The organism is Acidovorax sp. HMWF029, assembly GCF_003060895.1.
GTDB lineage: Bacteria > Pseudomonadota > Gammaproteobacteria > Burkholderiales > Burkholderiaceae_C > Acidovorax.
Window position 1 is genome coordinate 5,116 of sequence record NZ_QAIH01000237.1, and the last position, 7,683, is coordinate 12,798.

9 protein-coding genes and 1 pseudogene are annotated in these 7,683 nt (G+C 64.6%); 8 read left to right on the top strand and 2 right to left on the bottom strand.

Annotated elements, in window-relative coordinates; translation table 11 throughout:
• Positions 1-52: 52 nt before the first annotated feature.
• Entirely contained in the window at positions 53-223 is a 171-nt protein-coding gene (locus tag DBR12_RS17450; protein WP_108618439.1) for an oxidoreductase-like domain-containing protein, read from the top strand.
• 85 nt (positions 224-308) lie between these two features.
• Here the strand turns inward: DBR12_RS17450 and gshA are convergent, their stop codons facing one another.
• Both gshA and DBR12_RS17460 read right to left on the bottom strand, forming a co-directional pair.
• Positions 309-1,835 carry a glutamate--cysteine ligase gene (gshA, locus tag DBR12_RS17455; RefSeq protein ID WP_108618426.1) on the bottom strand — a complete coding sequence of 509 codons (1,527 nt, stop codon included), beginning with the start codon at positions 1,833-1,835 and terminating at the stop codon, positions 309-311.
• 71 nt (positions 1,836-1,906) lie between these two features.
• Positions 1,907-2,815, bottom strand: a complete 909-nt coding sequence (locus tag DBR12_RS17460; RefSeq protein WP_108618427.1) for an SDR family NAD(P)-dependent oxidoreductase — start codon at positions 2,813-2,815, stop codon at positions 1,907-1,909.
• 316 nt (positions 2,816-3,131) lie between these two features.
• On the opposite strand from DBR12_RS17460, the gene DBR12_RS17465 reads away from it, so the two are divergent.
• The 7 genes and pseudogenes from DBR12_RS17465 to DBR12_RS23105 all read left to right on the top strand — a co-directional run.
• Positions 3,132-3,413: a DUF427 domain-containing protein gene (locus tag DBR12_RS17465; protein WP_108618428.1), complete on the top strand. Its 282-nt coding sequence runs from the start codon at positions 3,132-3,134 to the stop codon at positions 3,411-3,413.
• A 544-nt stretch (positions 3,414-3,957) separates the two neighbouring features.
• Entirely contained in the window at positions 3,958-4,593 is a 636-nt protein-coding gene (locus DBR12_RS17470) for a DUF938 domain-containing protein (protein WP_108618429.1), read from the top strand.
• 12 nt (positions 4,594-4,605) lie between these two features.
• On the top strand, positions 4,606-4,902 hold the full coding sequence (locus tag DBR12_RS17475) for a 2Fe-2S iron-sulfur cluster-binding protein (RefSeq protein WP_108618430.1): 297 nt from the start codon (positions 4,606-4,608) through the stop codon (positions 4,900-4,902).
• A gap of 241 nt (positions 4,903-5,143) precedes the next feature.
• On the top strand, positions 5,144-6,265 hold the full coding sequence (gene ribBA, locus DBR12_RS17480) for a bifunctional 3,4-dihydroxy-2-butanone-4-phosphate synthase/GTP cyclohydrolase II (protein WP_108618431.1): 1,122 nt from the start codon (positions 5,144-5,146) through the stop codon (positions 6,263-6,265).
• Between the two features lie 15 nt (positions 6,266-6,280).
• Positions 6,281-6,745, top strand: coding sequence for a 6,7-dimethyl-8-ribityllumazine synthase (ribH, locus tag DBR12_RS17485; RefSeq protein ID WP_108618432.1), 465 nt, complete (start codon positions 6,281-6,283; stop codon positions 6,743-6,745).
• Positions 6,742-7,284: a transcription antitermination factor NusB gene (gene nusB, locus DBR12_RS17490; RefSeq protein ID WP_108618433.1), complete on the top strand. Its 543-nt coding sequence runs from the start codon at positions 6,742-6,744 to the stop codon at positions 7,282-7,284. The genes ribH and nusB overlap by 4 nt, the downstream gene beginning before the upstream one ends.
• Before the next feature lie 94 nt (positions 7,285-7,378).
• Positions 7,379-7,683 (top strand): annotated as a pseudogene (locus DBR12_RS23105) (aminotransferase); the annotation flags it as partial.

Genomic DNA, 7,683 nt, shown 5'->3' on the forward strand with positions numbered 1-7,683 from the left:
CCCCCCGGTCACCGTACCTGCCCGCGCCGTGGACGGCGCCTCGGCCCAGGCCATGTTTGCCGCCTTGCAGGAGCGCGCCAGCGCAACCGGCATCACGCTGCGCGCCCCACCAACCGAGCCCACCACCTGCTGCGGCCGGGGCTGCAATGGCTGTGTGTGGGAGGGGTTTCTGGACGCAGCGGAATACTGGCGACAGGAGGCCCTGCTTCAGCTGCCGGGCTAAAAATCAAACCCGATTGGCCTCGCCCGCCTGATAGGCAATGCTTTTAAGCTATCAAATAGATAGCAATCAGCATCTGCAGATTGCGTCAGCCCAATTCCTTCACCGACATGTACTGCTCGCGCCACGCCTCAAACGGCAGTGTGTCCGCCGCCTCAATGGCTTTCTGGGCGGCGATGGACTCGGCGGCCATGGCAACAAAACGGGCCTGTTGCGCATCCGACCAAGGCAGGCCCAGCAGCGCGTCGCGCGCAGCCATGGACTGCTGGCGCGCAAAGGACTCGAAGCTGTGGTGGTGCTGCTGCGTGATGTGCTCCAGCACGCGGGCAGACGGGGTGCGCTCGGGCGCGGCCATGAGCGCACGGGCATCGCGCAGCGCGGCGCAGTAGTCGTCCGTGGCGTGGGTCGCGTCCAGCGCAGCGGCCAGGGGCTCGCAGGCGGCCAGCACCTCGCTGCCCCAATCGGTTAGCAGCACGCTCTGGCCATTGCGCGACAGGTGCAGGCCCGGCTCACGGCCGCGCTCGGCGGTGAGGTGTTGGTTCTGCTTGAGTTCGGCGATTTCAGCAGGCGTGTCGGGCGGGCTGTCGGACAGCAGGCAGTGCAGCAAAAACACGTCCAGCAGCCGCATGGTGGACGCCGTGATGCCCACGGGCACAAACGGGTCCAGGTCCATCAGGCGCACTTCCACATATTCCACGCCGCGCTCACGCAGCGCATGCAGGGGGCGCTCGCCCGTTCGCACGGTGCGCTTGGGGCGGATAGTGCCGTAGAACTCGTTTTCGATCTGCAGCAGGCTGGTGCCCAGCTGGTTGTAGTCACCACCAGGGTTGCGCACGCCCACCGTTTCATAAGCCGGGTAGGGCTTGGTCAGCGCCTCGTGCAGCGAGTTGGCGTAGCCCGTGAGGCCGTTGTAGCTCACCGCCAGCGTGGCCTGCGCGTCGCTCTGGTAGCCCAGACGGCCCATGCGCAGCGAGGTGGCGTGGGGCAGGTACAGCGCGCTGCCGCCGTCCATCTGCTGCAGGCCGTGCTGGCGCCCTTCCACAAAACAGGGGCACAGCGCAGGCGAGGCGCCAAACAGGTACAGCAACACAAACGCGTGGCGGCGGAAGTTGCGGATGAGCGAGAAATACTGCTCGCTCGTCACGCCCGGCAGCGACCAGTTGTAGTGGATGCCAGAGATGGTCTGCATGCGCCGACCGTAGCGGTGGCCCAGTCCCATGCGGTACACACTTTTGGCGCGGCCCACGTTGGAGCTGCCGTAGCGGCCAATCGGGATCGTCTCATCGGTAGGCAGCCCGCAGGGCATGCTGGAGGCCCAGAGCAGCTCGCCGCCGCTGTCCTTGAGAGTGTGGTGCACAAACTGGTGCACTTCGGTCAGCTCAGCCAGGCAGGCCAGCACGCCCTTGTGGGCGCCAGTGATGAGTTCGAGCTGCGACTCGCTGTAGTCGGTGGTGATCAGCGGGTGCGTGAGGGCCGAGCCCAGGGCCAGCGGGTGGGGCGTGAGCGCCAGACCGCCCGTAGGCAGCACCCTGAGGCCTTCCTTTTCGATGCCGCGGCGAATCCCCCCCAGGGCATCCGCCGGATAGGCGGCCAGTTTCTCGTGCAGTTTGCTCATATGTTTATACCGATCCAACTTCTGTCGGCCCGGAACTTAGCACGTTGGGGGCTGGCCCGCCCACGGGGGTATCAAGCCCTTGCGGCCAAAGCGCGTCCAACCTCATTGGTCCCCTGCGCCGCGCCACTTTGTGGTACTTGCTCGCCCGCACGCTCCGTCACCTCTGCCAGGCGGGCCGCCAGCTGCTCGGGCACGTCGGCGCCGATACCCAGATGGATGCCCTGGGTGAGGGTGATGTGGGCCGCCTCGAACGTGCCCGCACCGGCGCACAGAATGGTGCGCGTGGGCGCACTTTCGTGCGCCAGCACCAGCATGGCGGGCACTACGGCTTCGGGCTTCAAGGCATCGAGCACTTCCTGCGGCATGAGGCCCTCGGTCATGCGTGTGGCGGCCGTGGGGGCCAGGGCGTTCACGTGGATGTTGTTCTTGGCACCTTCGATGGCCAGCGTCTGCATCAGACCCACCTGGGCCAGCTTGGCCGCGCCGTAGTTGGCTTGGCCGAAGTTGCCGTACAGGCCGGTGGACGAGGTCGTCATGACGATGCGGCCATATTGCTGGGCAACCATGTGCGGCCACACGGCCTTGGAGCAGTTGGCAGCGCCCATCAGATGCACATCCACCACCAGGCGGAAGTCGGCCATGTCCATCTTGGCAAACGATTTGTCGCGCAGGATGCCGGCGTTATTGACCAGAATGTCCACCCGGCCCCAGGCATCCATCGCCTGCTGCACCATGGCCTCCACGGCGGCAAAGTCAGTGACGGACGCGCCATTGGCCAGTGCCTCGCCGCCCGCTGCGCGGATTTCATCGACCACGGCCTGCGCAGCGCCCACCGTGGCGCCGCTGCCATCCACCGTGCCGCCCAGGTCGTTGACCAGCACCTTTGCGCCGCGCGCGGCCAGCGCCAGTGCATGCTGGCGGCCCAGGCCCCCACCGGCGCCTGTGACGATGGCCACGCGGCCTTGGAAGTCGATACCCATGTGAGCTTCTCCTGTTGGTAGGTTAGTTGGTTATGTTGTGCAAAGAGGGGACGGAGTGCCGGGAGGGCACGCTGCGCGTGGGACTGTAAGCGAGATGGGGGGGTGGAGGGGTTGCGCAGGTGACTGGAGATATCTGGTTTTTTATGCTCTGCCTTGTGGGTAGCGGCTTGCCTGGTTGGAGGGCGGGGGCCGGCGGGTGCGCCTGGCCCCCGCCCTCAACAAAAGCAGGCGGTCCGCCAAGCCCCCCTACCCTACAAACCAATCGGGTAAGGTACCCCTGCAAACAAACACCCCAAACACCCCAAAAAGGACACCCATGAAAGCAACCTGGAACGGCGTCGTCATTGCCGAGAGCGATGACACGGTGGTGGTCGAAGGCAACCACTACTTCCCCGAAAACTCCCTCAAACGCGAGTTCTTCACCTTCAGCAACCACAAAACCATGTGCGCCTGGAAAGGCCAGGCCAGCTACCTGTCGCTGCTGATCAACGGCGAAATGCACCCCGATGCCGCCTGGTTTTACCCCGACCCCAAGCCCGAAGCCGAGGAAATCCGGGGCCGCGTGGCGTTCTGGAAAGATGTCAAAGTCACGGCCTGAACCACCGACGGTGGGTTATCCCTGCTGCCGCTGGACAATCATGTGGATAAGTTTTGGCAAGTCCTGTATGACAACTCCAAGTGCTTGATTTGTAAGGAAACCCCCTGCACTGCATCTTTTTTAGGCAAACGCTCCAAAAGCAGTCGCGGTTATCCCTTTCCTCACTGGACAATCATGTGGATAACTTTGGACAAGCCCTGTATGACAAAGCTAAGTGATTGATTCACAAGGAATATCCTTGCATTGATCAAAAAATAGGCAATCCATCGCCGCATCCCCGCCCCAGGCAAACCGCCCACGGCCAGGGCCCGAAGTACCCCGGTTATCCCGCCCGGCACTGGACAATCTTGTGGATAACTGTGAACAAGCCTTGTATGACAAGCTTAAGTGGTTGATTTGCAAGGAATATCCTTGCGCCGCTTAAAAAACAGGCAGACCCGACAAACAGGGCATCTGCGGTACATTGCACACCGGCACGACCAGATGCGCTCCTCAATTCATAGCTGAAAGTGCTTGATAGAAGCGCGCAGACGGCCAAAAAACCATGCAAAACACACGACTCCAGCACAGCCCTGCAGCAGAACGCAACCAGACTCCCATCCTTGAGCGGTTGCTGGCGCTGCTTGCGCCCGCTGGGGCGGCGCTGGAGATTGCCAGCGGCACCGGCCAACACGCTGCGCACTTTGCCGCCGCCCTGCCCGGCTGGACCTGGCAACCCACCGACCTGCAAGACACCCACTTTGGTTCCATCACAGGCTGGGCCGAACAAGCGCAGGCGCACAACGTATGCGCGCCGCTGCGGCTCGACGTGCTGCAAAACCCCTGGCCCTCCAACGGCCCGGCTTTCGGCGCACCATTCGACTTGGTCTATTGCGCCAACATGCTGCACATCGCCCCGTGGGCTTGTTGCGCAGGGCTCATGCAAGGCGCAGCCCGCCACCTGGCTGCAGGTGGCCACCTCGTCACCTACGGCCCCTACCTGGAAGACGGCGTGCCCACGGCCCCTGGCAACCTGGCCTTTGACGCCAGCCTGCGCGCGCAAGACGCCGCCTGGGGCATCCGCCGCATCGAAGACGTGATGGCCGTGGCCGCCAGCGCAGGCCTGCAGCTGGCCGCACGGCATTCCATGCCTGCCAACAACCTCCTGCTGGTGTGGACCCACGCCGCCTGCCATCCCTGAATTGACACGCCCATGCATACACCCACCACCGCCCCCTTCTTCATCGCCAAAGTCGAGCCCGATGGCCTGCAGTGCGACGCCTGGCCCGAGCAGCCCTTGCTGCAGTCGATGGAGCGGGGAGGCATCGACTGGCCCAGCTCCTGCCGCAACGGCACCTGCCGCACCTGCCTGGGCCATCTGATCGAAGGCACTGTGCGCTACACCATCGAATGGCCTGGCCTCACAGCGGAAGAAAAGGAAGAAGGCTGCGTGCTGCCCTGCGTGGCCTGCCCAACATCGGACGTGGTGCTGCAAGGCAGCGCCATCTGAGCGGATCTGACCTGATCTGCGTCAGACACCACCCCGCTCAAAGACGGAACGGCCCCGGTGCACTAAAATCCCAGGCCTTGGGGGCGAGATGCCCCCTTGACGTGCGGCAGTGCCGCATCGCATGTTCTTTGGGGCGGTTTCTTGAGGGCACAGCAGCTGCCCTCTGCCACGGGAACCTGTGCTGCAGCACACCGCCAGCTGGCAAACCGCCACAGGCTCCCACAGAAAGCCCCAACCTTCCATGAACACCCCCCTCACCCCCGTGCCGATCTCGCCTGTCGAGGACATCGTGGCCGAGATGCGCGCCGGGCGCATCGTCATCCTGGTGGATGAAGAAGACCGCGAAAACGAAGGCGACCTCGTGCTGGCCGCCGACCACGTCACGCCCGAGGCCATCAACTTCATGGCTCGCTTCGGCCGGGGCCTGATCTGCCTGACGCTCTCGCGCGAGCGCTGCGAGTTCCTCAAGCTGCCGCCCATGGCTGCACGCAACGGCACCGTGTACAGCACGGCCTTCACGGTCTCCATCGAGGCCGCCGAGGGCGTGACCACCGGCATCTCGGCCGCCGACCGCGCCCGCACGGTGCAGGTCGCCGTGGACCGCAACAGCCAGCCCAGCGACCTGGTGCAGCCCGGCCACATCTTCCCGCTGCAGGCGGTGGATGGCGGTGTGCTGATGCGCGCAGGCCATACCGAAGCCGGCTGCGACCTGGCCGCCATGGCAGGCTGCAGCCCCGCGTCGGTCATCTGCGAGATCATGAAAGACGATGGCACCATGGCCCGCCTGCCCGACCTCCAGCTGTTTGCTGCCGAGCACGGCCTCAAAATCGGCACCATCGCCGACCTCATCGAGTACCGCAGCCGCAACGAGTCGCTCGTTGAAAAGGTAGGCACACGCGCACTGAAGACGGCCTACGGCGAATTCACCGCCCACGCCTTCCGCGACAAACCCAGCCAGGCCGTGCATCTGGCGCTGGTCATGGGCCAGTGGAGTGCCGACGACGTGGTGCCCGTGCGCGTGCACGAGCCGCTCTCGGTGTTCGATGCGCTCGAAATCAACCGCTCCATGCACTCGTGGGGACTGGACACCAGCCTGCAGTACCTGGCAAAGCAAGGCAAGGGCGTGGCGGTGCTGCTGAACTGCGGCGAAACCGCCGCCCAGCTGCTGGCTCAATTCGAAGGCACAGCCCGCGCGGCGCAAGCCCCGGAGCGCGGCCGCATGGACCTGCGCACCTATGGCGTGGGCGCGCAGATCCTGCGCGAATGTGGCGTGCACAAGATGGCCCTGATGGGCCAGCCCCGCCGCATGCCCAGCATGGCGGGCTACGGCCTCGAAATCACCGGCTTTATCCCCAAAGAGTAAAAGAACAGGATCACTATGTTTGGCGCAGACAAAGGCACCGCAGACAAATTGGATGGCAAGAAACTGCACATCGGCATCGTGCAGGCCCGCTTCAATGAAGGCATCACCAACACCCTGGCTGCCGCCTGCCGCGCAGAGCTGCTGGCCCTGGGGGTGCAAGAAAAACACATCAAGCATGTGCTCGTGCCCGGCGCACTCGAAGTGCCCGTGGCCCTGCAGGCCATGGCCGAGAGCGATGCGTTCGACGCGCTGATCGCGCTGGGCTGCATCATCCGTGGCGAGACCTACCACTTCGAGCTGGTGGCCAATGAATCCGGCGCGGGCGTCACACGCCTGTCGCTGGACTACCAGATCCCGATTGCCAACGCCATCATCACCACCGAGAACCTCGAACAGGCGATTGCCCGCCAGACCGAGAAGGGCACCGATGCGGCCCGCGTGGCAGTGGAAATGGCCAACCTGCTGGACGAGTTGTCATGAGCGAAAACACCCCCACCACACCTTCGTCGCCCCGCCCTCCCAAGCAGGCCCGCACTGGCCTCAAGAGCACAGGCACGCGCAAGGCGGCCTCCAAGTCCAACCGCAGCCGCGCGCGCGAGTTTGCGCTGCAGGCGCTCTACCAGCACCTGGTGGGTGGCAATGATGCCCATGCCATCGACGCCTTCACGCGCGACCTGGCGGGCTTTCACAAGGCCGACTCTGCCCACTACGACGCGCTGCTGCATGGTTGCATTGCCACAGCAGTCGAGATGGACCAACTCATCACCCCGCTGCTGGACCGCAAGATGGCCGAGATCTCGCCCATCGAACGCGCCACGATGTGGATTGGTGTGTACGAGTTCCAGCACTGCCTCGATGTGCCGTGGCGCGTGGTGCTCAATGAGTGCATCGAACTCGCCAAGGAGTTTGGCGGCACCGACGGCCACAAGTACGTGAATGCCGTGCTCAACGGCTTAGCCCCCAAGTTGCGCGCCATGGAAGTGGCCGCCGACAAGGCTGCTGGCACGGCCAACGCCTGACCCAGCCGCAGCCCGCCGGCAAGGTGGCCGAGGCTGCTTCGCTTCTTTTTCCCTTCCACGCCCCCACGCCCGGTCTGGGCAGGATGCCTTTGCCATGAAGTTTTCCACGCGCGCCGAGCGCATCGAACCGTTCTACGTGATGGAAGTGGCCAAGGCCGCGCAAGCCCTGGCCCGTGAGGTGGCAGGCACACGCGAGCCGATGATCTTCCTGAACATCGGTGAGCCGGATTTCACCGCCCCGCCCCTGGTGCAGGAAGCCGCTGCCCGCGCCGTGCACAGTGGCGCAACGCAGTACACCAATGCGTTGGGGCTGGATGCTTTGCGCGAGCGCATCAGCGGCTGGTACCAGAGCCGCTTCGGCGTCAACGTGCCCGCGCGCCGCGTTGTGGTGACGGCGGG